Origin of the sequence: Aneurinibacillus tyrosinisolvens (assembly GCF_001015055.1) — a bacterium.
Lineage (GTDB): Bacteria > Bacillota > Bacilli > Aneurinibacillales > Aneurinibacillaceae > Aneurinibacillus_A > Aneurinibacillus_A tyrosinisolvens.
Genome location: NZ_BBWZ01000041.1, coordinates 20,621 through 40,851 on the forward strand (window position 1 = coordinate 20,621; position 20,231 = coordinate 40,851).

Here is a 20,231-nt window from a genome sequence, read left to right on the forward strand (position 1 = left end):
TAAATGAGAATGTCACGTACAACCATGATGGTCTTTTCTGCGCTTGGTATTGGAATTAACATCCTTGGTGGAACGCTGGCTCAGGTGCTAAAAATTCCACTCTTGTTTCTGGATACGATCGGGACCGTTCTCGTTGCGGTTCTTTGCGGGCCGTGGTGGGCTGCGGCCGCGGGGACACTCACGAATGTCATTCAGGGAATGATCACGAGTCCGAAGGATATTTTCTTTTTTTATTGTCAATCTTGTCATTGGTCTTATCGTTGGTTTTATCGCCAGAAAGTATGATTTTCGGAAATGGTACGTTGCGGCCGGCACCGGGGTGATTCTCTCGATTGTCGCCCCGCTTATTGGCACGCCGATTGCGGTGGCGGTTTATGGAGGATTAAACGGGAGCGGCACCGATTTGCTTGTGCTCTGGTTAAGAGCGACAGGGTCAGATATGTTTACATCCACGTTCCTGTCACGGATTGCTTCCAATTTTGTGGACAAAATCGGCACCTGCCTGCTCATTATGGTAATAATACGGCTCGCTTTCTTTGAGAAGAAATACGAAGCGGCACTAGGAGAGAGAAGCATTGGATCGTAGCAAAAAAATCGTAGTGCTGTCCCACTGCCTGCTGAATCAGAACACTGTCATTGCAGAAGAAGCCCGCGCCATGGGAGCGATTCCGTCCGTCGTTTCCTGGGCGATCGAAAAAGGATACGGAATGGTGCAGCTGCCCTGTCCGGAGTTTACATATCTCGGAATCAACCGTCCGCCGATGACCTATGAGGAATACGATACAGTGGAATACCGCCGGCACTGCCGGGAGATTCTGCTGCCCGTTGTGCGCCAGCTTCAGGAGTATGATGAGAATGGCTATGAACTCGTTGGAACGGTAGGAATCGGGCGTAGCCCATCCTGTGATCCAGGCAGGGGTGTGTTCATGGAAGAATTCCAAACGCTGCTTAAGGAAAGGCATATTCACTTTGAAGATTGGTGGTATTTACCGCCAGTCGAGGATCCGGTTTTTCAACAGGATAAGCATAGAATGAAGTAAAAGACTGCGGCCTGGCCAGGCTGCAGTCTTTTTTCGCTGTAAGGCGTACAACGTTCAGTTTATGATTTTTGGAGCTTTTTCCGGTGTGCTTCCAGCATAAGCGGGGTCACACCTGCCTTGTTTTTGCAGTTTATATTCACTTTTGCTGCGAGCAGGAGTTTTACTACTTCTATTTTTCCGTACCCGCTTGCTATAATAAGAGGAGTGAACCCGTCTTTGTCACTGAGATGAGGGTTCGCTTTTGCTTTTAGCAGCATTGTTACCGCTTCTTTATTGCCGTGCGCGCTGGCATAGAAGAGCGGAGTTTGGCCAAAGCTGTCCTTTCCGTTCGGTTCCGCTCCGGCAGCGAGCAGCTCTTTCACCGCCTGCGTGTTGTTTTTATCCGCTGCGATAAGCAAATATTGGCCTAACGTTTGCTTGCTGACAGGGCTTGCTTGAACCGGGGCAGGGGAAACCTAATAAATATAGTTTGTCACTATATAGAAGCACAAAAATCTTGACAAAAATATGGAGAACGAGAGGAAGGAAGAAAACACAAGATGAGTAACGAAACGGATATAACGAGCGCCGCGAGCCGAAAAGCAGGGATATGGTATGTATTTGTGACCTATGTAGTGTGGGGGCTGCTTCCTCTATACTGGCACCTTCTGAAAGACGTCCCATCCGGCCAAATCCTCGCCCACCGAATTTTCTGGTCTTTTATTTTTGTTGCGATTCTTTTATTCTTTTACAAGCGCTGGGGCCAACTAAAGGAGGCGGCAGCGAGCAGAACGAACCGGCTCTCGATTCTTGCCTGCTCACTGCTTATTAGCGCAAACTGGTTTATTTACATCTGGGCCGTAAATAATAACCACGTTATTGAAACGAGCATGGGGTATTACATTAACCCGCTGTTCAGTGTGGCACTGGGCCTTATTGTACTAAAGGAACGGTTGAGCCGGGTTCAAATATTTTCACTCGTGCTGGCGGCCATCGGTGTTGCCATTATGGTTATCCAGTTTGGCAAGATGCCATGGATTGCTCTGTCGCTGGCCGTGACGTTTGGCTTCTACGGACTTGCAAAAAAGATGCTGAAAGTGGATGCAATGGTAGGACTCGCGCTGGAAACGATTTTCGTTATGCCTGTGGCGTTGTTCTATCTCGCTTCCTTAGAAACAAGCGGGACAGGAGCCTTCGGCCAGTCTTCTCTGGGCGCCATGCTCCTCATGATTGGTTCCGGTGTCGCAACCGCGCTGCCGCTTCTCTGGTTTGCGGAGGGGGCTAAACGGGTTCCGCTATCGACAATGGGATTTATTCAGTATGTCTCCCCGACTATCACATTGACGCTCGGTGTCTTTATCTTTAAAGAGGCATTCACAGCAACACACGCAGTAAGTTTCGGGTTTATCTGGTGCGGGCTGCTGCTGTATTCACTCTCCTATACGAAGTTCATGCACGGTCTGCAGGCAAAATCGCCGAAGAAGCCTGGGCAATATAGAGAATTAACCAAATAACGGATTTTAATCTTAAAAATGGCCTTCATGATGTAAGGAATCTCGTTACGGTATGCAAGAAACACCATGACAGGATTCATACAAACCCGGAAACGATGAGAAAAATGCTGGAATACCAGGTGGTCCGGTTTGGAGAAGTGCGTGTTTACGCGAGGGCTGAATAACAATATAAGAGCAAATAAAAGGAGGAAGGCGCATGTATGCCTTCCTTTTTCGCATGGATTTAAGCTTTTACTGCTGCTTCTTTGTAACAGTACGGGCAGCCGTTAAATCGGCTTGGGTACACTTTGGCATAATCCATGTCGGTATCGATTCGGTGGTTGTCTTTGATGGAAGAGATGTAACAATGGGCTGTCGTATTCGTGCTAATATGAACTTCTTTCGAGATTGCATTCACAATGTATGTAGCCACGAACTCACCTCCTTATCCTCCTATTCGACAGGCGGCAGGAAAAACCTTCCTTAGAGAAGCGACTGCAGACAGAATACTTTGTTTATTGTAGAGATAAAAAATTGTATTGACAGAAAAGAAGCGGGAAGAGTACTATATGTGTAACCGGTTACTTATTGTCTCGCTTTTATATTTTTTTAAGGAATGTGTAACCGATTACACATATCGGAAGGAAGTAATGAAATGGCTACCATTCGCGATGTTTCAAAGCTGGCGGGTGTTTCCATTGCAACCGTATCACGGGTGCTCAACCGAAACGGCTACGTCCATACAGAAACCGAGAAAAAAGTGCTGTTGGCGATTAAGGAACTAAATTATACGCCTAACTTTGTAGCCAGAAGCCTATCAAATAAAAAGACGAGTACAATCGGTCTTATCGTACCGGACATTACAAACCCGTTTTTCCCGGAACTCGCAAGAGCCGTGGAAGACGTCATGCAGCTCTACGGCTATACGATAATCCTGTGCAACTCCGACGAAGAACCCGGCAAAGAAAAGCAGTATGTTGAGGTTTTAAAACAAAAATATATCGATGGGTTTATTTTGGCGTCGAACGGCCTTCCGCTCTATGACGTAAAAAATCTGGACGTGCCCGTTGTGGTAGTTGACCGGGGGATTGAACCGACGATTCCGACGGTTGTTTCACAGAACAGGAAAGGCGCCCGAATGGCGACTGAATACCTGCTGGAGTGCGGCTGCAAAAAAATTGGGCATATCAGAGGGCCGAAAACAGTAATGAATGCGAATGAACGGTGTGAAGGATACCTCGACCTCGTCCGGCAAGCGGATTGGTTTGACAGCAGCCTAATTGTGGACGGGAACTATGAAACAAACCGGGCATTTGAGGCAACTGTCCGCTTATTGCGCGAAAATCCGGACCTTGACGGCATTGTTGCCGGGAACGATTTAATGGCAATCGGCGCGCTAAAGGCCGCTCGGTTCTTAAATCGATCCGTACCGGACGCTCTCTCGATTATCGGCTTCGATGGGATTGCGATGGGAAGGATAACCTATCCAGAGCTAACCACGATCGCGCAGCCAATCTACGACATGGGAGCCATTGCCGCCCGGATGCTAATTAAGCTTATTGAAAACCAGCCTCTGGAGACGATTTATCATCAGCTGGAGGTTCAATTGGTCGAAGGCGGAACGACAAGGAAGGTGTAGCAGATGAAAAAAAGTAAAGTTACGGTAATAGGAAGCATTAATATGGACCTGGTAACCGAAACGCCCAGGGTTCCCGCGATAGGAGAAACGGTACTGGGGAGAAATTTCTCAACCTTTCCCGGTGGCAAGGGAGCCAATCAGGCAGTGGCGTGCGCCAGGCTTGGGGCGGAAGTGACGATGGTTGGCTGTGTAGGGGACGACGGATTCGGAAGAGAGCTTGTACACTACCTGCTGACCGAGCATATTTTAATGGATTATGTGGAACCGGTTACACATACGGCAACCGGGATTGCTTCCATAACGGTGCAGGACGGAGATAATTCCATTGTGGTTGTACCCGGCGCAAACCATGAATTAACGGTAAAGAAAGTTGCCGCACTTGAGACGATCATCCAGCATTCCGATATCGTCCTTCTCCAGTTAGAAATCCCGCTTGAAACGGTGGAAGCCGCCGCCAATATTGCCCATAAGCACGGCGTCCCGGTCGTTCTGAATCCGGCTCCGGCCGTTCGCTTACCGGAAAACCTGCTGGATAAGGTATCGTTCATAACGCCAAACGAACACGAACTTGCCATTATGGCAGGGGCGGAAGGGGAACAGGCCGAAGATTACTGCTCGCTTATGCAGCGATACCCTGGAAAAGTCGTCATGACCAAAGGAAGCGAAGGAGCCTACTATGTGCTTCCTGATGGCTCTGTTGGCCACGAGCCGGGAAGAAAGGTTGAGGTCATGGATACAACAGGGGCCGGCGATACGTTCAACGGTGCGCTGGCCGTTATGCTGGCAGAAGGAAAAAGCCTGGAAGAAGCGACGAAGTATGCAGTAGCTGCAAGCGCTCTCTCCGTGACAAGGTTTGGCGCACAGAGCGGCATGCCGACAAAAGATCAGGTAGACAATTTTATACAGCAAATGGAGAGAAGCATATGAAAAAACAAGGAACATTGAACAGCGAGATTACATCTGTTATTTCCAGGCTTGGGCACACGGATACGATCGTGATTGGTGATTGTGGGCTTCCTATCCCCGACAGCGTAAAAAGGATCGATCTGGCTTTGAAGAGAGGAACGCCTTCCTTCATGGAAACGCTCGAAATTGTGTTAGAGGAAATGCAAGTGGAGGCAGCCGTACTGGCCGAGGAAATTAAACAGAACAATCCGGAAGTGGAGCAGCAAATTGTGCAGCTCATGCCGGATGCCGGTATGACCTATGTGTCGCACGAACAATTCAAGCGGCTGACAAGCAATGCGAAAGCGGTCATTCGAACAGGGGAAGACACACCCTACGCCAACATCATTCTCCAGTCCGGCGTCATTTTTTAAGTAAAGGGAGGTTCCGGTATGACGAACCTTATTGAAATGAAAGACATAAGCAAATCGTTCTCAAACGTAGCGGTGCTAAAAAATGTCTCTTTCTCATTGCAGGAAGGAGAAATCCACGCTTTAATGGGCGAGAATGGTGCAGGTAAATCCACACTCATGAAGATTTTGACGGGAATCTACACAAGCGACGGCGGCTCGATTGCTGTCCGCGGCAAGGAAGTGCGGTTTTCGAACCCGAAGGAAGCGGAACAGATGGGCATTGCGGTCATCCACCAGGAATTGAATATCATTCCCCAGCTAACCGTTGCGGAAAATATGTTCCTCGGGCGCGATTTGTGCTACGGGAAGACCGGCATCCTCCGCACGCGGGAAATGAAGAAAAAAACGAGAGAATACCTGGAGCGGCTCGGTGTTGCGATTGATCCGGATACAGAAGCCGGAACACTGTCCATCGGGCAGCAGCAGATGGTGGAGATTGCCCGCGCGCTTTCGATAAACGCAGAGGTTCTCATTATGGATGAGCCGACCGCCGCGCTTACCGACAAGGAAATTGAAGCCTTGTTTACGGTCATTCGCGGGCTTCGGGCACAGGGTGTCGGCATTGTTTATATTTCGCACCGGATGGAGGAGATTTTCGCCCTGTGTGACCGGATTTCAGTTTTGCGGGACGGCTCGTTTATCGGCACGGAAGTCATTAAGGATACGAATTTGGAGCGAATTGTCCGCATGATGGTTGGCCGTGAAATCGGGGAACGTTTTCCGGAACGGATAACGGCCATCGGGGAAGAGAGACTGCGCGTTGAAAACGTGACCGAGGGGAAGGTGCTGTCAGGTATCAGCTTCACTGCGAGACGGGGAGAAATTGTCGGGATTGCAGGGCTCATGGGCTCGGGGAGAACGGAAATCGCCCGCCTGTTATTTGGGGCAGACCGAAAAAAAAGCGGGACCGTCCTGCTTGATGGAAAAGAAATGACGATCCATAATCCGTCGGACGCAATCCGCGCCGGGATCGGATTCGTTACGGAAGACCGGAAGAGCCAGGGCCTTATTCTCGGGCTATCTGTGCGGGAAAACATGTCACTGGCCAACCTTGGTTCGGTTTCAAGGCGGGGGATTATGTCTGCAGCATCGGAAAACCGCCTTTCATCAGAAATGATGCAGAGGTTGAACGTGAAAGCAAAAGACGCCGGACAGACCGTAAAATCGCTAAGCGGCGGAAATCAGCAGAAGGTCGTTATCGGCAAATGGCTCGGGATTAAACCAAAAGTGCTTATCCTTGACGAACCGACGCGCGGAGTAGATATCGGCGCAAAGAAGGAAATTTATACAATTATGAACCAGCTGACCGCGGATGGTGTAACGATTCTCATGATTTCCTCCGAACTGCCCGAAATTCTTGGAATGAGTGACCGGATTATCGTCATGCATGAGGGGAAAATCGCTGCGATTATGGACAAGGCGCAGGCGACCCAGGAATCGATTATGCATGCGGCTACAGGAGGGAAATAAACATGGCTCAAAAAAAATCATTTTCACTTAATGTGCAGAAGCTTGGACCGTTTATCGGATTGCTCATTATCACGATGATTCTCGCGATAATGAGTTCAGATTTCCTGACATTAAATAACATCTTAAATGTTTTGCGCCAGGTTTCGATTAATGCACTCATTGCGTTTGGGATGACCTTTGTTATTTTGACCGGAGGCATCGACTTATCGGTTGGTTCGATTCTCGCGCTGTCAGGCGCTCTGACAGCTGGGTTTATGGCAGACGGCACGAGTCCGGTGGCTGCCATCGCGCTCGGATTAGCGGCGGGAGCGTTTATGGGAGCGATTAATGGCGTACTGGTTTCCAAAGGAAAGGTAGCCCCTTTTATCGCCACGCTGGCTACGATGACGATTTTCCGGGGGCTTGCTCTTGTGTATACAGATGGCCGTCCGATTACCGGATTTGATAGTAATTTATTTACGCTCATGGGTGCCGGTTACCTATTTGGAATTCCGGTTCCGGTTATCTGGATGCTGGTATTCTTTATTCTTCTCTATTTTGTCCTGAGAAAAACAACGTTCGGCCGCCAGGTTTACGCCATTGGCGGAAATGAAGAGGCAACCGTTCTGTCCGGAATTAAAGTGGACCGCGTAAAAATAGTGATTTACTCGATTACCGGCTTCCTATCCGCGATGGCGGGAATTATTCTTACCTCACGCTTAAACTCGGCCCAGGCGAATGCGGGAGTCGGGTACGAGCTTGACGCCATTGCGGCGGTTGTACTCGGAGGGACAAGCCTTTCCGGCGGGAGAGGGTGGATTTTCGGTACGCTCATTGGCTCGATGATTATCGGTGTACTGAACAATGGACTCAATTTGCTTGAAGTGTCGTCCTTCTACCAACAGGTTGTAAAAGGGACAGTTATCCTGCTTGCGGTTCTCCTGGACCGTAAGAAAGCCAATTAACAAGAGGTTTTTATTACATTATTTACGATAAAGGGGATGCATGAAAATGAAAAAGTTAGCTAAAGGATTAGGAATCGGTTTACTCGGTATATCTTTATTGGCCGGGTGTACAACACAGGCGCCAGGCAGTAAAGAAGCCGCTACGACGGCGAAGAAAGAAGGAATCACAGTCGGCCTTGCTGTTTCAACCCAGAGCAATCCGTTCTTCGTCACATTGAAAGACGGAGCAGAGAAAGCGGCAAAAGAAAACAACATCAAGCTCGTTACCGTTGATGCGCAGGACGACCCAGCCAAGCAAATCTCAGGGATTGAAGACTTGATTCAGCAAAAGGTAGATGTCATTCTTGTAAACCCGACCGATTCTTCAGCCATTACGGCTGCTGTTAAATCCGCAAACAACGCGCACATTCCAGTCATTACCGTTGACCGCAGCGCGGACGGCGGCGAGGTTGTTTCCCATGTCGCTTCTGACAATAAAGCCGGCGGGAAGATGGCCGGTGAATATATCCTGCAAAAGATTGGAAAGACAGGCAATGTTGTTGAGCTTGAAGGAATTCCAGGTTCCTCTGCAGCCCGTGAACGCGGAGAGGGCTTCCACAGCGTGATGGATAAAGAAAGCGGAATTAAAGTCGTGGCGAAACAGCCGGCAGATTTTGACCGTGCGAAGGGCCTCAGCGTAATGGAGAACATTCTGCAGGGAAATAAAGATATTAAGGCAGTGTTCGCCCACAATGATGAGATGGCACTCGGTGCTCTAAAAGCAATCGAAGCCGCTGGTTTGAAGGACGTTGTCGTGGTCGGCTTTGACGCAACAGATGATGCAGTGAAAGCGGTAAACGACGGAAAAATGAACGCGACGGTGGCACAAAAGCCTGAATTAATCGGGAAGTACGCTGTAGAAGCAGCGAAGAAGGCAGCAGCCGGGGAAAAGGTTGAGAAGTCGATTCCAGTTGAATTAGAGCTTATTACAAAAAAATAAGAAGTGGCGAAGAAGGCAGCCTATCTCTGGCTTATCCCGGAGATGAGGCTGTTTTTTTGTCATCGGATAAGGGGGCGTAGTGAGTGCAAACTTGTGACTCTTTTTAAATCAAAGGTATACTCCCCAATTTATAATAGAAGATGTAATACAAACTTATAATTGGAGGGATTGGGAATGAAAAGGTTGTATGCTCTATTGCTTTCCATTTGTCTTCTGGTAGTTTTTAGTGTCCCTGTTGCTGCCGCCGCTAAAGTCAATGAAAAAGCCCCATCTGTACCCAATGAAAGAATTATCAATATCTTAAAGAAAAACAATATTGACTTTCAGATGGTAGATGGTAATGTAAAGTTAAACGATACATCACCTAAATCTATAGCTGAGGTCAATAAGTTGCTTAGCTCACAGTCGCAAATCAACAATATGGCTATAGCTGCTACTTCTTATCCAACTGCCTATGTACACATGAGTACGTATGACATTTATACTTCAAAAAATTTCAAGCAGCAACAAAAACCGCTTTGTCAGCAGCCGTTATTGAGTGGGCAAAATCTGGTGGATTACCAGATCCATATAAAATTTCTATAGCCGCTGCTGGTGGATTCGGGGCCTATTATTTCATAAACACTAGTGTAGAAAACTTATATTTCGCTATTAAATACTACTACAGAGAACTAGGTCCTGGAAAATTTGATATGAACGGTACTTTCATAGGAGACTATCAAATTAGAAAAGAAATAAGAGTTACAAAAAATTCAAATTATACTGGAGGTAACCTTGTAATAGATGAAAGAAAATCTACTATAGTAGAACCCTATTTCTGAGATGGGATGAGATGATTAAATGTTGGGGTACTTTATTACTTTCATACTCAACTTCATAGTAGCTTACTTTATCTACGATGAATCCAGCTATGTTAAACCTTTAATACATTCGGTTTTTATACTGGCTTTGATTGTTTTAGTAGATTTAATTAAGCAAAACAAAAAGAAAAGAAAAGATGAATCAAATTAAGTAACAAATACAAATAACTAAACAGCCTTAGTCCGAACTTCTATCGGACTAAGGCTGTTTAGTTAGAATAATTATAGGAAATAAGCCCTCTTAGAAGTAATTAGGGGGTAGCACCAACTTTTTATCACATTTCCCACTCTAAGCTCGAAACTCTTGATTACCTTATCTTTGTATTCGCTGATTCGAGTATCAGCCGTAATGGGCTCTCTTCGCTCACTGTAATGTTCCCGACAATCTTCCCTTGTTCTTCCTGTTGACCAAATGTATAAAACTATTTTATAACCAGAGAGGCAGTTGGTTAAATATTCCAATTATGCTATATGCTTTTTATCTAGGGGGGTACTGTCACTGAAAACGACAAGTAAAAATCGATACCATTTTCTAGACAATCTCAAAATCATGCTTACTATGCTCGTCGTTGCTCATCACGCAGGCCAGCCATACGGTGGTTCCGGGGGATGGTAGTATGTAACGGATAGTCAACAGCCAGCAAACTTAAGGCATTTTTTTACTGTAAACGCCAGCTTTTTCATGGGCTTGTTTTTCTTCATGGTTATACAATGAACCTTTAAACAGGTATAATTGGGAGAGAAAATACGTACATTTGTTTCATGGTTGAGAGGTGTGATAAGCTAATGATGGGGAGAAGCCATTTGGCACTGGGGATTATGAGTGGAGTTGCAGCAGCCAAACTGGCGGGTGTGGACATGTTTACCGGACTGGAACTAACAGCGCTGGCAGCTGTATCGGCCGTTATACCGGATTTGGATTCCGACGGTATTCTAACGAGAAAGCTTACAGACAGGCCGCTGAGGCTCATTCGCCTTGTTTCCGGATATACCGGTGTTGCGCTCATCCTTCTAAGCTACTTCCGCCACAGCCATAACATGCAATTTCTGACGGCCTTCATTGGTTTGCTGTTTCTTGGGGTCGGCTTTATTCTCCAGGATAATGCATCACGGAAATGGATGGTTACGCTTATCGGCGTGTTAATTATGGGTGCGGGCGTGTTCCAGCAATTAGGTGAGGGCGTATTTGCACTCCGCCACATTCCATATGAAGTGCTCCATTCCACTTCTACATGGATTCTCGTGCTTGGGGCTTTTATCTCGATCGTTCCCCATTTTGCCCATCGTACGTATTCGCATACAATTTGGGCGGTTGCGGCGTGGGGGTTTGTCTGGTACGGAGCGGAAAAAGCGCTTCATGTACACGGACTGTTTCTTGCAGGCGTTGCCGGTTATTTGTCTCATTTACTGGCAGACACATTAACCGTTTCAGGGGTGCGGTATTTATACCCGTTTCCGCTTCATTTTAAGGTGCCTTTAATCCGGACAAAGAAAGACAGCCGGAAAGAAATGGCGGTTGTTACTCTGAGCGGTGTTTTTGTTTTTCTATTGTGCCTCGACATCTTCCATATCCCTCAGTCAGTGATAAAACTTTTTTTGTAACTTTTGATTTTTCTCGTTTCGTTTGAAGGAAGTTAGGGTAAAGAAACATAGCGAATATACGGAAAGGTGATCTGCATGAAAATTAACTACACAAATCCGATATCTTCTATGAATCCTTATAAACGGCCGCAGAACATACAAGAAGATATAAAGACAAAGAAGAGCAGCCGGGATCAGCTTGAGATATCGACAGCTGCACAGGATATGCAGCGAGTGAAAGAAGCGGAAATAGAGCGCAAGAAGCGGATTGCCGAGCTTAAAGAGCAGGTACAGAACGGAACATATAAAGTGGACGCAACGCTCATCGCAAAAAAGATGCTTGATGTGATATAGCGTTCTTAACGTGAATCATACAAACAAAGGAAGGCAGCCGAATCCGGTGTCTTCCTTTATTTTTTATCATTCATAGCGATTCATCCCCCACCTCTAAATGAAATGTAGGTGGGGGAGGATGTCAATTGGCTCCTTCTTTTTTTCTTTGTCCGAAAAAGGTGCGAAATAAGACAAGCACGGCTGCCCAGACGGCCGTTGCCAGCAGTGTAGTGGCGAGCCAGTGCGGTGTTCCGAGGAACAAATATAAAGCAGCGTGGGCAAGAAAAATCAATACAATCCACATGATAAGGTTCATCAGGTTCCCTCCCTCTCTTTTTCCTTTATTATTCCCGTTGCTGTAGCGCCTAGTCATGCAGGCGGGCCATAAAATTAGGTGGAAGGAAGAAGCCTGTCCACCAGCTCGAACCAGTGAGCCACGCGGGGAAACCCCTTTAAGGCTCTATTCCACGGTTTATCGAAAATAATTTTCGTTTTGGCCGGTGAGGTCAGGATATTATGAGGCCCATCGTCTACGAGCACATCGCCGATGACTAAATCTTTGCGATGGGTGAGGATAAGATTCGGGCGGGGCAGGAACGGAAGGTGCTTCTCAATCCAATGGTATTTATCTTCATAGGAATAATATTCCCCGGCAGATACGAATACGACGTCATAAAAACGGCTTAGCTTTTCGATGCCCTCAATGGCGCCTTCCTTTGCGGGGAGATTATAGAAGAACTTCGGCTCTCTGTTAATTTCTTCGAAAATCATCTTCGTAACTTCCGGTGATAAAATGTTCGCTAAATCCCATTCTTTCCACTCTTCCCGATCGTAAAGAATACCTGTTTTTTCATACAAACGCTGCACCCAGGTCAGTGTTTGTTCCACTGTAACATCATCCATGTCGAGAAGAAGAACTTTTTTGTGCTGTTCCATTGCTACCGTGCTCCTTGCTATTTACTAATTGTTTTCATTATACAGCAAAATTCTGCTCGTGAAGAGAAGATGCCTGTTTTTAATTTGCCCTGCAACAAAGAAGAATAAGGGCACGTCATAAAGTATGAATGAAACAGGAAAAGGGGATGGTTTGAGTGATGCAGGTAAAATGGGGAAAGTGGCTGCTCTGTTTGCTGCTTCTTAGCGGGATGTTGTTCATAGGCAATACACAAACGTACGCTGCGGAGAATTTAGCCCATACGATTACAGTGACGGGGAAAGGTGAAATTGAGGCCGTGCCGGATGTTGCCTATATCCAGCTTGGTGTGCAGACAATAGGCAGTACGGCGAAAGAAGCCCAGGATACAAATTCAAAACAGTTTGTAAACATCAACAAAGCATTAAAAGAGCTCGGAATTCCAAAAGAAAACATAAAAACGGTTCGTTTTGCCATCAATCCGAATTACGTGTGGGAAAAAGAAAAACAGCAGATGAAAGGCTACCAGGTGGAGCAAATTATCCAGATTACGTACTATAAAATGGATAAAGTGGGTACGTTGCTTGATAAAGTGACGGCAGCCGGGGCTAACCGAATCGAAGGCGTGCAGTTTAGCGTAGAAAAAATAGACCAGTACCAGGAAGAGGCACTCGATAAGGCCATCGATAATGCAAGGGTAAAAGCTGACCGGATGGCGAAGCGGGCAGGTGTCAAAATAAAAGAGATTATTCAGATGAACGAAAACGGAGCGGCGCCGCGCCCAATTTATATGGACGCCAGTTCGACAAAACAAGAAGCAGCCAAACCAGCTGCGGGCGATACTGAAGTACACATTGGGACGATGAAAATTGAAAACTACGTGACGGTAACGTATTCGTATTAAAATTACGAGCCAGGGAGAATAATTCCCTGGCATTTTTTGTGGCCGGTTCCTTTTACTGTATGCCAAAAAGATTCGACTATTTGATGAAATTTTGTCATAGAGATTAGTGAAAGTGATTTTAAAGGAAGGGAGGAATAGAGGATGGGCGTTCGATTAATCAAAATTGCTGCCGTCTACTTTCTTATCGCCGTTCTCTTCGGAATGTACATGTCGATGACACAGCATTTCGAATTCAAAGGAATCCATGCGCACCTGGCACTCCTGGGCTGGGCCTCGCTGGCGATTGCAGGCCTTATTTATCATCTGTTTCCTGCTGCTGCGCAGCACCGTCTTGGAACACTGCACTTCTGGCTTCATAATGTCGGGCTGCCGGTTATGATGATCGGCCTTTTGGGTTTAACACTGGGAAACCCTGCCTTCGAAGCGGTCATTGCCATCGGAGCGATTGTCACTATTGTTGGCGTTCTTCTTTTTACGGTCAATGTATTCAAAAATGTGTCGTAAGGAAATGGTAATACTTTTTTCATATCGCTGTAACATTCTCGAAACATAAGGGGGGTACAATAAAGATAAGTAATTGACCCCCTTTATAATATAAACTTTGGGACACGGGAAACCGTGTCCCCCTTTTTTTAAACAACCCTGCTCCGGATCTGGTTTGCAAGCCAAAACAATCCGCCTGCTATTACGAAGACCCCAAGCGCCCAGAGTCCATAATCGTGCACTGCCGCCCCGATCTTTTCGATATGCTTGCCGAACAGGCGCCCTATCGTAAAATAGCAGAGCGTCCAGATAAATCCGGTTGAATAGGAGAAGCAGGCATAGCGGCTGAACGACACCTTGCCGATCCCTACAAGATAAGGCACCAGATGCCGGACAATCGGAAAGAAATAACTGATGCATAACGAATAGGATCCAAATCGGTTAATAAGGCCATACGACTTATTCAGATATTTCTCTATGTTTTTCTTTTTATGCAGCTTTTTTAACACAGGCGGTCCCATCCAGCGGCCAAGAAAATATCCGAGCGACAGGCCGGATACGACTCCAAGGTACGTGAGGAGAAAGGCTGGAACGGGATCCAGAAGGCCGGCGGACACAACAAAACCGCCGGTCATCACCACCACTTCATCAGGAATCGGCATCCCAACGATGCCGAGCCATAAACAGAAGAAAAGAGCTGCATAGCCATACTGATTAACTAAAGAGACAAGCGTATCAACGTTCATTCCATACCCCCATAAAGATTTGTCCATCATTTAAACGGTACACAGCGGCTAAATGTTTCACCAGGGAAAAAACGCTGGGATCGCGATTGCCATGTTAGAATAAGATAGGTAAACTAAAACTACTATTCTAGCAGTATAGCAGGGTGAAAGCGATGATTCTACTATGTGATATGAATTCCTTCTTTGCTTCTGTACACCAAAGCCAGGATCCAGCGCTGCGGGGAAAGCCGGTCATCGTAGCCGGAGACCCCGCGAAACGCAGAGGGATCGTAGTGGCGGCCAGTTACGAAGCAAAAGCAAAGGGCGTCTATACAACAATGAGATATTATGAAGCGAAAAAAAGCTGCCCTGATGCTATTTTCGTTCCTCCAAACCACATCATGTACCGCCGTTATTCGGAAACGATCATGCGTTTTCTATCCCGGATTGCGCCATGCGAAGTTGCTTCTGTTGATGAGGCCTATCTTGATATAACCAGCCTCGTAGAGAAAGGGCATCCGCCTAAAGAAGTGGCTGCCTACATCCAGCGAAAGCTGGAGCACGAACTGCTTATCCCGTGCAGCATCGGGGCAGGCCCGAATAAGGTGATTGCCAAAATGTGTGCGGACGTAAAAAAACCCAGGGGATTCGTTCAGATGGGAACCAGGCAGTTCCAGTCTTATTTCTGGCCGCAGGCCGTATCGAAGCTTCATGGGTGCGGAGAAAAGACAGCAGCGAGGCTCAAAGCAAGAGGCATTCATACGATCGGCCAGCTGGCTGCTGTGCCTGACGGGCAATTAAAAGCTTTATATGGCAAGAAAGGGGAATATTTGCATCTTGCTGCTAATGGTATGTATTACTCCCGCGTCAATCCGGAACGAAAAAAAGGGGAGAAGAGCATTGGCGCATCCCGTACGTTTCCATTTGATGTAACAGAAACGACGCTAATTAAACAAACAGTGCAGGAGTTCTGTGAGAGACTCGCGGCAACGTTACGGAAGAAGGAGAAGAAAGCAAAAACCGTGTCGATCGAAGTGAAGTTTGATTACCGCCAGACATTATCCCGGAGTATCAGCCTGGAAGAAGCGACTGACGATGCGGAAGAGATGTACCGGATTGCTATGTATTTATATTCGGAGTATTTTTCCGAGCGTCCGGTCCGCCTGCTTGGGGTCCGGCTCAACAACCTGGTAGAGTTAGAGTTTGAGCAGTTAAAGTTTTCTTTTTAATACTACTTAATACTAACAAAGAAAGAAGGTAAACAACCGGTGCGTACTTTATTCATCAAGAAAAAAACAGCCGTATGGTGCCTGTTTTTTATACTTCTTATTGCCCTTATCTCCCCTGCGTATCTAGCTAAAGGCAAAAAAATAAATTATCTGGCGCTCGGCGATTCTCTCGCTGCCGGACAAACTCCTTACCGCCAGTGGGACAAAGGCTATGCGGATTATATAGCGGCAGACCTTCAAAAAGCAGGCCTGCTTGGTTCCTTTAATAAAAAGTACGCCGTCTCCGGGTACACAACGTCCGATGTTTTGAATGATCTTCTTTCAAATAAGAATGGAATCAAGGCTGCAGTTGCCCAGTCCCAGGTCATTACACTTGATGTGGGTGCGAATGATATTTTGCGCAATATTAATTTTAGTATACAGGAACAGAAAGCGGTACCTGATTTATTTAAAGTGCTTGCTGCTTTACAAACGATACAAGTAAATACCGGGAAAATCCTGGACACGCTTCATACGTTAAATCCGCAGGCAAAAGTATACCTTATCGGCTACTACCAGCCGTTCCCTCATATAGTTAAAGAGGCACAGGCGCAGATAGAGCCGTTGATTGGAACCCTGAACGGCATTCTTCAAAAAACGGCGCAGGATAAAAAAATAACCTTTGTGCCGACAGCAGCCTCAATCCGCAGGCATGCGGATGTATATATCCCGAATCCTGAGGACATTCATCCCGGACCGGAAGGGTATAAAGTCATGGCGGGCGAAGCCTGGAAGGCAATGCAGCAGGAAATTTTCCACAAACAGCGAAATGGGTAAAATAAAAAGTACCGTAAACAAATCATGAACGAATACGAGGATGCTGACATGAAAACATACATGACCTTTCGAACAAATATTGCAAGAGGAAAACCAATGACGAACGGGGGAGGAGATTCAGCATGCCCGTTCTGTGACAGGGAAACCATCTTCCGGGAAGGGGTCGTGATACGTCAGGAGGACCCTTTCCTATTAATTGAAAATAAATTTCAAACTTTAGATCATGCATATCAGATGGTATTAATTGAAACCGATGCGTGTGACGAAGATTTGTCAACGTACGGCAAAGAGCATTTGCATGCGTTGCTGCGGTTTGCTATCGGCCAGTGGGAAGAAATTGAGAAGAGCAGGAAATACCGCTCGGTTATCCTTTTTAAAAACCACGGGGTTCACTCCGGAGGCTCAATTCAACATGCTCATATGCAAATCGTCGGGCTAAACGACGTTGACTACCGGGAGCATGTGACAGAGCAGGATTTTGAGGGATACACCATCCACCGGCAGCCGGGTGTTGAATTTAACTTATCAAAGTATCCTCGGGCAGCGTTTACGGAGTTCAATATCGTGCTTTCCGACATGGGCGCAATCGATTCTATGGCGGATTACATACAGGTTGCCATTCATTTCATCTTAAATCATATGAACAAAAGGTTTCAGAGCTATAATATTTTCTTCTACCGCCTTGCAGGAAAAGTGATGGCAAAAATCGTCCTGCGGGCTCCGGGATCCCCGTATCTTATGGGGTATTCCATTGTGCAGGTTCCAAACAACCTGGAAGATGTTGTACAGCGCGTCCAGTCTATTTATTTTACAAATATAACCTGAACTGGTGCATATTCATAATAGATAAAAATATACCCTCTCCATTACAATCTAGGTAAGGGAGGGGAAATAATGAAAAAAAGAACTGCAGTAGTATTATTATCTATTCTGCTTGTCTTGATGGCAATACCGGGGATGGTGCTTGCTTATTCGAGCGCTGCCACTACAGTAAGCGTTGACGGGAAAGCTGTTCAGACACAGACCATAAGACAACAGCAGAGTGTGCTTGTACCTGCTTTGTTTTTTAGGAACATGGGAGCTGTTGTGAATTGGAGCGAGAAATATCAAGCAGTTACTTTCAGTAAAGATGGATTGTTGATCGCCGTGCCGTCAGGGAAAAATTATGCAGATTATTACACACCCCAATCAGGAAAGTGGCAGCGTGATTATTTTTCCGTGGTGACAACAGATCGCGCCGATGGTACATACGTTTCACTTCGCTATGTGGCGGAGAAGCTTGGAGCAAAAGTGTCCTGGGATGAATCAGCCTCAATTTGTACGATTCAGACCGCACCAAAAAGTGCAGGCATTGCGCAAAACGATGATAATGTGTACTGGTTGTATCAATTGACCGAAGCGGAATCGGGCGATCAGCCGCATGCAGGTAAAGTCGCCGTAGCTGCTTCTGTGCTTAACAGGGTAAAGAGTCCGGATTGGCCAAAAACAATCAAGGGCGTCATTTTCCAGGTTTACCATCTGAAGGGGACGGATTATTACCAGTACTCACCTGTTCAGGATAAGCGGATTTACAGCGTAACCCCTTCGGAAGATACGAAGGCGGCTGTAAGAGAAGCGTTGGGCGGGCAGGATCCGAGCCGCAATGCGATTATTTTCTACAATCCCGTGAAAACCGCGAACCAGTGGGTCCGTGACCATGAAGTAACGGTTACGATCGGCCAGCATGTGTTTGCAAAATAATGTATGCTATACCCGGACAGGCTTACTGTCCGGGTTTTTTCGTATGTATGTATGAGTGGGTGGGTCAGTATGAACCCTACCGTACGGGGAAACCTACGAGTAGGAAAGGAGGAGAGAAAAATGCCCAGAGTGCGAGTGGAAAAAAAGAAGCGGGAGGCAGTGCCTACACTTCAGGAAGCTACTTTTTCCCCCGGCGAGAACACCGATTTGCAGGAGCAGGACCCTCGAATTACGGAAAGCTTCTCACCAGGGGAAAACAGGTATATGAGTGAAATAGCGGAGGAGCAGAAAGAAGAGGGGGAAGAGTATACATTTTTATACTGGCAATGAGGAAAGGGAGCCGATTGCGGCCCGCATAAAGAAAACCTCTCTGTCTACGGCGCGGGAGGCTGGCTTTGACAGAGAGGTCATTTGCCCCCTCTTGAGCATATTTTAGAATGGTTTCTTTGCTGATTCCGTGGTAAACCAAAAACGGAGATTATAATAATGAAACGTGGCAAGAAAACCGATGTTTGTAGAGGAGGTAGCTGCTATGCGCCACAAAATAGAACGCAGTATGTTACGGCCGGGAATAACCATAGGTGAATTTATTGAAGTTGACGGAGTCCGCCTTCATTACATAGTGAAAGGGGAAGGCCCCCCTTTGCTCCTTGTCCACGGTTTGGGCGCTTATTCATATACATGGAGGTACAATATAGATGAGCTGGCCCGGCATTTTAAGGTATATGCCTTGGACTTAAAAGGCTTTGGGCTTTCGGAAAAGCCGCAAAAGGGAAACTACTCTCTCTCATCCCATGCAAAGATGGTTGCCCGTTTTCTGGATACGATGGGGCTGAACAGCGTTGATTATGCAGGGAGCTCTATGGGAGGAGAAATTGGCCTTCGTTTGGCGTTGCAGTATCCGGAGCGGTTAAAGAAGCTTGTGCTCATTTCCAGTTCCGGGTACCGGGACAATCTTGCTTCCTCCTTACGTATTCTTGCCTATCTGATGTATTTTCCTTTTGTACGGCAATATATAAGGAAAAAATTTTTGCAAGATGAGATACTTTTCCCGATTGTAAGGCAGGCGTATTATAATCAGGAAGCCATATCCGATGAAGAAGTCCGGGATTGTTTATGCCCTGTATTCTTGTTAGGAACGGAAGACGCTTATATGGCATTGTTCAGACAGTTCGATTTTGGTTTTGAAAAAGCAAATTACAGCAAGATTAGACACCAGACGCTAATTATTGGAGGGGAGCAGGATCGGATCATTCCTCTCACGGACACCAAGCGACTGCACGAAGAAATAAAAAATTCGGTTTTAATAACAATACCGGACGGCGGGCATTTTGTTCATGAAGAGAAATGGCGAGAGGTTAACGGCTATATTCTTCATTTCTTGCTGGGTTTATCAGATTAGGACTAATAGGATGATTTTACCTGTGGAACGTTTCTTATGTCTATGGTACATTATTACTTGTCGCTTTAAGAGATAAAAGTTTTGACAGAATGTAATTAAAAAATAAATGTTGATACATTCTTGGTTTTATGTTATAATTTATTTCTGTCGCCAAGCAGAGAAAAAATACTTTGTATGAAAGAAAGAAATGCTGGGAAAAATAAGTACTTGCAATCTGCCTGGTGATTTGATAAGATAGTTAAGTCGCCGCTTGAACGAGCGGATGACGCTGAAACAACAGTTCCTTGAAAACTGAACAGTGAAACTTCGAATGTGTGCGAGTTATATTTTTATCCGGCAACAG

At 46.3% G+C, this 20,231-nt stretch carries 26 protein-coding genes; 21 read left to right on the forward strand and 5 right to left on the reverse strand.

Features of this window, described 5'->3' with window-relative positions:
* The first annotated feature begins 3 nt into the window (after nt 1-3).
* Genes MBEAL2_RS32500 through MBEAL2_RS23380 form a run of 3 tightly spaced genes read left to right on the forward strand, consistent with a single transcriptional unit; the run spans nt 4 to nt 1,040 of the window.
* Nucleotides 4-285 carry an ECF transporter S component family protein gene (locus tag MBEAL2_RS32500; RefSeq protein ID WP_201780846.1) on the forward strand — a complete coding sequence of 94 codons (282 nt, stop codon included), beginning with the start codon at nt 4-6 and terminating at the stop codon, nt 283-285.
* 34 nt (nt 286-319) lie between these two features.
* Nucleotides 320-586, forward strand: coding sequence for a hypothetical protein (locus MBEAL2_RS32505; protein WP_201780847.1), 267 nt, complete (start codon nt 320-322; stop codon nt 584-586).
* Nucleotides 576-1,040: a CD3072 family TudS-related putative desulfidase gene (locus MBEAL2_RS23380; RefSeq protein WP_047154649.1), complete on the forward strand. Its 465-nt coding sequence runs from the start codon at nt 576-578 to the stop codon at nt 1,038-1,040. Before MBEAL2_RS32505 ends, MBEAL2_RS23380 begins: the two co-directional genes overlap by 11 nt.
* Nucleotides 1,041-1,099: 59 nt before the next feature.
* Here the strand turns inward: MBEAL2_RS23380 and MBEAL2_RS23385 are convergent, their stop codons facing one another.
* Entirely contained in the window at nt 1,100-1,438 is a 339-nt protein-coding gene (locus tag MBEAL2_RS23385; RefSeq protein ID WP_052947947.1) for an ankyrin repeat domain-containing protein, read from the reverse strand.
* A 141-nt stretch (nt 1,439-1,579) separates the two neighbouring features.
* Here MBEAL2_RS23385 and rarD point away from each other — a divergent pair, with 141 nt between their 5' ends.
* The gene (rarD, locus tag MBEAL2_RS23390; protein WP_082130127.1) at nt 1,580-2,533 is read left to right on the forward strand and encodes an EamA family transporter RarD; all 954 of its coding nucleotides are present in this window, start codon (nt 1,580-1,582) and stop codon (nt 2,531-2,533) included.
* Nucleotides 2,534-2,756: 223 nt separating this feature from the next.
* Here rarD and MBEAL2_RS23395 read toward each other — a convergent pair whose 3' ends face one another.
* Nucleotides 2,757-2,945, reverse strand: coding sequence for a hypothetical protein (locus tag MBEAL2_RS23395; protein ID WP_047154650.1), 189 nt, complete (start codon nt 2,943-2,945; stop codon nt 2,757-2,759).
* Nucleotides 2,946-3,167: 222 nt separating this feature from the next.
* Between MBEAL2_RS23395 and MBEAL2_RS23400 the strand changes: the two genes are divergently transcribed.
* The 9 genes from MBEAL2_RS23400 to flgM all read left to right on the forward strand — a co-directional run bounded on the left by MBEAL2_RS23400 (nt 3,168) and on the right by flgM (nt 11,697).
* Nucleotides 3,168-4,151: a LacI family DNA-binding transcriptional regulator gene (locus MBEAL2_RS23400; RefSeq protein WP_047154651.1), complete on the forward strand. Its 984-nt coding sequence runs from the start codon at nt 3,168-3,170 to the stop codon at nt 4,149-4,151.
* A gap of 3 nt (nt 4,152-4,154) precedes the next feature.
* On the forward strand, nt 4,155-5,078 hold the full coding sequence (rbsK, locus tag MBEAL2_RS23405; protein ID WP_047154652.1) for a ribokinase: 924 nt from the start codon (nt 4,155-4,157) through the stop codon (nt 5,076-5,078).
* Nucleotides 5,075-5,470: a D-ribose pyranase gene (gene rbsD, locus MBEAL2_RS23410; RefSeq protein WP_047154653.1), complete on the forward strand. Its 396-nt coding sequence runs from the start codon at nt 5,075-5,077 to the stop codon at nt 5,468-5,470. The genes rbsK and rbsD overlap by 4 nt, the downstream gene beginning before the upstream one ends.
* Nucleotides 5,471-5,488: 18 nt before the next feature.
* Nucleotides 5,489-6,979 (forward strand): sugar ABC transporter ATP-binding protein, encoded by a 1,491-nt coding sequence (locus MBEAL2_RS23415; protein WP_047154654.1) that lies wholly within the window; start codon nt 5,489-5,491, stop codon nt 6,977-6,979.
* Between the two features lie 2 nt (nt 6,980-6,981).
* Nucleotides 6,982-7,923, forward strand: a complete 942-nt coding sequence (locus MBEAL2_RS23420) for an ABC transporter permease subunit (RefSeq protein ID WP_047154655.1) — start codon at nt 6,982-6,984, stop codon at nt 7,921-7,923.
* A 46-nt stretch (nt 7,924-7,969) separates the two neighbouring features.
* Nucleotides 7,970-8,902 carry a ribose ABC transporter substrate-binding protein RbsB gene (rbsB, locus tag MBEAL2_RS23425; protein WP_047154656.1) on the forward strand — a complete coding sequence of 311 codons (933 nt, stop codon included), beginning with the start codon at nt 7,970-7,972 and terminating at the stop codon, nt 8,900-8,902.
* A gap of 174 nt (nt 8,903-9,076) precedes the next feature.
* Nucleotides 9,077-9,487, forward strand: coding sequence for a hypothetical protein (locus MBEAL2_RS33200; RefSeq protein WP_236692989.1), 411 nt, complete (start codon nt 9,077-9,079; stop codon nt 9,485-9,487).
* Nucleotides 9,488-10,551: 1,064 nt separating this feature from the next.
* Nucleotides 10,552-11,364 (forward strand): metal-dependent hydrolase, encoded by an 813-nt coding sequence (locus MBEAL2_RS29665; RefSeq protein WP_269082513.1) that lies wholly within the window; start codon nt 10,552-10,554, stop codon nt 11,362-11,364.
* A gap of 75 nt (nt 11,365-11,439) precedes the next feature.
* Entirely contained in the window at nt 11,440-11,697 is a 258-nt protein-coding gene (gene flgM, locus MBEAL2_RS23440; protein ID WP_047154657.1) for a flagellar biosynthesis anti-sigma factor FlgM, read from the forward strand.
* Nucleotides 11,698-11,818: 121 nt separating this feature from the next.
* Here flgM and MBEAL2_RS23445 read toward each other — a convergent pair whose 3' ends face one another.
* The gene (locus MBEAL2_RS23445) at nt 11,819-11,992 is read right to left on the reverse strand and encodes a hypothetical protein (RefSeq protein ID WP_236692990.1); all 174 of its coding nucleotides are present in this window, start codon (nt 11,990-11,992) and stop codon (nt 11,819-11,821) included.
* Nucleotides 11,993-12,066: 74 nt separating this feature from the next.
* Nucleotides 12,067-12,612, reverse strand: coding sequence for a 5' nucleotidase, NT5C type (locus tag MBEAL2_RS23450; RefSeq protein ID WP_047154659.1), 546 nt, complete (start codon nt 12,610-12,612; stop codon nt 12,067-12,069).
* A gap of 158 nt (nt 12,613-12,770) precedes the next feature.
* Between MBEAL2_RS23450 and MBEAL2_RS23455 the strand changes: the two genes are divergently transcribed.
* Together MBEAL2_RS23455 and MBEAL2_RS23460 are read left to right on the forward strand one after the other, a co-directional pair.
* The gene (locus MBEAL2_RS23455) at nt 12,771-13,493 is read left to right on the forward strand and encodes an SIMPL domain-containing protein (RefSeq protein ID WP_236692991.1); all 723 of its coding nucleotides are present in this window, start codon (nt 12,771-12,773) and stop codon (nt 13,491-13,493) included.
* A gap of 141 nt (nt 13,494-13,634) precedes the next feature.
* On the forward strand, nt 13,635-13,997 hold the full coding sequence (locus tag MBEAL2_RS23460) for a cytochrome-c oxidase (RefSeq protein ID WP_047154661.1): 363 nt from the start codon (nt 13,635-13,637) through the stop codon (nt 13,995-13,997).
* A 128-nt stretch (nt 13,998-14,125) separates the two neighbouring features.
* Here the strand turns inward: MBEAL2_RS23460 and MBEAL2_RS23465 are convergent, their stop codons facing one another.
* Nucleotides 14,126-14,722, reverse strand: a complete 597-nt coding sequence (locus tag MBEAL2_RS23465) for a DedA family protein (protein ID WP_047154662.1) — start codon at nt 14,720-14,722, stop codon at nt 14,126-14,128.
* Between the two features lie 152 nt (nt 14,723-14,874).
* Between MBEAL2_RS23465 and MBEAL2_RS23470 the strand changes: the two genes are divergently transcribed.
* The 6 genes from MBEAL2_RS23470 (at nt 14,875) to MBEAL2_RS23495 (ending at nt 19,888) form a co-directional block, all read left to right on the forward strand.
* Entirely contained in the window at nt 14,875-15,930 is a 1,056-nt protein-coding gene (locus tag MBEAL2_RS23470; RefSeq protein WP_052947949.1) for a DNA polymerase Y family protein, read from the forward strand.
* A 39-nt stretch (nt 15,931-15,969) separates the two neighbouring features.
* Nucleotides 15,970-16,746, forward strand: a complete 777-nt coding sequence (locus MBEAL2_RS23475) for an SGNH/GDSL hydrolase family protein (protein ID WP_047154663.1) — start codon at nt 15,970-15,972, stop codon at nt 16,744-16,746.
* A gap of 48 nt (nt 16,747-16,794) precedes the next feature.
* On the forward strand, nt 16,795-17,571 hold the full coding sequence (locus MBEAL2_RS23480; RefSeq protein WP_047154664.1) for a DUF4931 domain-containing protein: 777 nt from the start codon (nt 16,795-16,797) through the stop codon (nt 17,569-17,571).
* Nucleotides 17,572-17,640: 69 nt separating this feature from the next.
* The gene (locus MBEAL2_RS29670; protein WP_052947950.1) at nt 17,641-18,486 is read left to right on the forward strand and encodes a cell wall hydrolase; all 846 of its coding nucleotides are present in this window, start codon (nt 17,641-17,643) and stop codon (nt 18,484-18,486) included.
* Between the two features lie 120 nt (nt 18,487-18,606).
* Complete coding sequence (locus tag MBEAL2_RS23490) at nt 18,607-18,816, forward strand: hypothetical protein (protein WP_047154665.1); 210 nt, start codon at nt 18,607-18,609, stop codon at nt 18,814-18,816.
* 202 nt (nt 18,817-19,018) lie between these two features.
* Nucleotides 19,019-19,888 (forward strand): alpha/beta fold hydrolase, encoded by an 870-nt coding sequence (locus MBEAL2_RS23495; protein WP_047154666.1) that lies wholly within the window; start codon nt 19,019-19,021, stop codon nt 19,886-19,888.
* Nucleotides 19,889-20,231: the final 343 nt, after the last annotated feature.

Excerpts from the sequence above, each read along its gene's own strand:
- MBEAL2_RS23455 (WP_236692991.1), top strand. The coding sequence starts at position 12,771 with ATGCAGGTAAAATGGGGAAAGTGGCTGCTCTGTTTGCTGCTTCTTAGC.
- MBEAL2_RS29665 (WP_269082513.1), top strand. The coding sequence starts at position 10,552 with ATGGGGAGAAGCCATTTGGCACTGGGGATTATGAGTGGAGTTGCAGCA.
- MBEAL2_RS23415 (WP_047154654.1), top strand. The coding sequence starts at position 5,489 with ATGACGAACCTTATTGAAATGAAAGACATAAGCAAATCGTTCTCAAAC.
- MBEAL2_RS33200 (WP_236692989.1), top strand. The coding sequence starts at position 9,077 with ATGAAAAGGTTGTATGCTCTATTGCTTTCCATTTGTCTTCTGGTAGTT.
- MBEAL2_RS29670 (WP_052947950.1), top strand. The coding sequence starts at position 17,641 with ATGAAAAAAAGAACTGCAGTAGTATTATTATCTATTCTGCTTGTCTTG.
- MBEAL2_RS23490 (WP_047154665.1), top strand. The coding sequence starts at position 18,607 with ATGCCCAGAGTGCGAGTGGAAAAAAAGAAGCGGGAGGCAGTGCCTACA.
- MBEAL2_RS32500 (WP_201780846.1), top strand. The coding sequence starts at position 4 with ATGAGAATGTCACGTACAACCATGATGGTCTTTTCTGCGCTTGGTATT.
- MBEAL2_RS23420 (WP_047154655.1), top strand. The coding sequence starts at position 6,982 with ATGGCTCAAAAAAAATCATTTTCACTTAATGTGCAGAAGCTTGGACCG.
- rbsK (WP_047154652.1), top strand. The coding sequence starts at position 4,155 with ATGAAAAAAAGTAAAGTTACGGTAATAGGAAGCATTAATATGGACCTG.
- MBEAL2_RS23465 (WP_047154662.1), bottom strand. The coding sequence starts at position 14,722 with ATGAACGTTGATACGCTTGTCTCTTTAGTTAATCAGTATGGCTATGCA.
- rbsB (WP_047154656.1), top strand. The coding sequence starts at position 7,970 with ATGAAAAAGTTAGCTAAAGGATTAGGAATCGGTTTACTCGGTATATCT.
- MBEAL2_RS23400 (WP_047154651.1), top strand. The coding sequence starts at position 3,168 with ATGGCTACCATTCGCGATGTTTCAAAGCTGGCGGGTGTTTCCATTGCA.
- MBEAL2_RS23460 (WP_047154661.1), top strand. The coding sequence starts at position 13,635 with ATGGGCGTTCGATTAATCAAAATTGCTGCCGTCTACTTTCTTATCGCC.
- flgM (WP_047154657.1), top strand. The coding sequence starts at position 11,440 with ATGAAAATTAACTACACAAATCCGATATCTTCTATGAATCCTTATAAA.
- rbsD (WP_047154653.1), top strand. The coding sequence starts at position 5,075 with ATGAAAAAACAAGGAACATTGAACAGCGAGATTACATCTGTTATTTCC.
- MBEAL2_RS23470 (WP_052947949.1), top strand. The coding sequence starts at position 14,875 with ATGATTCTACTATGTGATATGAATTCCTTCTTTGCTTCTGTACACCAA.
- MBEAL2_RS23445 (WP_236692990.1), bottom strand. The coding sequence starts at position 11,992 with ATGAACCTTATCATGTGGATTGTATTGATTTTTCTTGCCCACGCTGCT.
- MBEAL2_RS23450 (WP_047154659.1), bottom strand. The coding sequence starts at position 12,612 with ATGGAACAGCACAAAAAAGTTCTTCTTCTCGACATGGATGATGTTACA.
- MBEAL2_RS23480 (WP_047154664.1), top strand. The coding sequence starts at position 16,795 with ATGAAAACATACATGACCTTTCGAACAAATATTGCAAGAGGAAAACCA.
- MBEAL2_RS23495 (WP_047154666.1), top strand. The coding sequence starts at position 19,019 with ATGCGCCACAAAATAGAACGCAGTATGTTACGGCCGGGAATAACCATA.
- rarD (WP_082130127.1), top strand. The coding sequence starts at position 1,580 with ATGAGTAACGAAACGGATATAACGAGCGCCGCGAGCCGAAAAGCAGGG.